General features: G+C 61.7%; 1 protein-coding gene. It reads left to right on the top strand.

Annotated features, from left to right (window positions below):
* Positions 1-87 precede the first annotated feature (87 nt).
* Complete coding sequence (locus TBIF_RS14880) at positions 88-1,272, top strand: amidohydrolase family protein (protein ID WP_024795572.1); 1,185 nt, start codon at positions 88-90, stop codon at positions 1,270-1,272.
* Positions 1,273-1,277 lie beyond the last annotated feature (5 nt).

The raw sequence follows: 1,277 nt of genomic DNA, 5'->3' as shown, positions 1-1,277 counted from the left end.
GGTGATGTGGGTTACAGCGTCTGATAGTCTCCACATAGCTAAACAAGTCAACGCCTTTTGTGCGTCGCGGGTATTCCAGGAGGACTCATGCCCCTGCAGAGCCACATGCATCTGATTTCCACTGACGATCACCTGATCGAGCATCCCAAGCTCTGGTCTGATCGGCTGCCGAAGAAATTCCTTGACGCCGGCCCCCGGATCATCGAGAAGGTCATGCCCAGGTCGGTCCATGCCGGTGACGGCGCCCGCGGGGACGCGGGGACCAAGCTCGCGGAGGTGTGGACCTATGAGGGCCGCATCTACCCGTATATCGGGCTCAACGCGGTGGCGGGGAAGAAGCCCGAGGAGTTCGGGGCCGAGCCCACGCGCTATGAGGACATGATCCCGGGGTGCTACGACCCGGCGGCACGGGTGCTGGACATGGACATCGACGGTGTCCAGGCCACCTTGTCGTTCCCGTCGTTCCCCCGGTTCGCGGGGACGGTGTTCCTTGAGGCCGAGGATAAAGAGCTCGCGTTGCTCTCGGTCAAGGCGTGGAACGATTACCACATTGACGAGTGGTGCGCGAGCGCCCCGGATCGGTTGATCCCGCTCGTGATCTTGCCGCTGTGGTCGGTCGAGGAGTGTGTCAAGGAGATCTACCGGACCGCGGCCAAGGGTGCGAAGGCGATCTCCTTCCCGGAAAACCCGTCGCCGCTGGGCCTGCCCTCCTTCCACACGAATCACTGGGATCCGGTGTTCTCCGCGTGCGAGGACACCGGCATTCCGCTGTGCGTGCATTTCGGCACCTCCGGGAAGGCCCCGATCACCGCGCCGGAGGCGCCGATGGCCGTGATGACCGCCTTGTTCGGCTGCAACTCGATGTACGCGACGGCGGATCTGCTGTTCTCCCCGGTGTTCCACAATCATCCGAAGCTCAAGTTCATGCTCTCCGAGGGCGGTATCGGGTGGATTCCGTACATGCTCGAGCGGATGGACCTGACCTGGGAGAAGCACCGTTTCTACCAGAACATCAACCAGACGGTGCGGCCGTCGGAGTTGTTCTCGAAGCATCTGTTCGGCTGCTTCATCGAGGATGATTTCGGGATCAAGAACCGGCATGCGGTGGGGATCGGGAACATCACGTGGGAGGGCGATTACCCGCATTCGGACTCGAATTGGCCGAATAGCCGTAAGCGGGTGCATGACTCGATGTTGCATGTGCCCGATGACGAGGTGCATCAGATGGTCGAGCTCAACGCGCGGGCGTTGTTGAACTTCCCCCGCACCTAAACCCG

The sequence above is a fragment of the Tomitella biformata AHU 1821 genome, from assembly GCF_000524475.1.
GTDB lineage: Bacteria > Actinomycetota > Actinomycetes > Mycobacteriales > Mycobacteriaceae > Tomitella > Tomitella biformata.
The sequence above is the reverse complement of the archived record's forward strand: the minus strand, read 5'-3'. Positions and strand labels throughout refer to the sequence as shown.

Coding starts and splice junctions, on each gene's coding strand:
- TBIF_RS14880 (WP_024795572.1), top strand. CDS start 88: ATGCCCCTGCAGAGCCACATGCATCTGATTTCCACTGACGATCACCTG.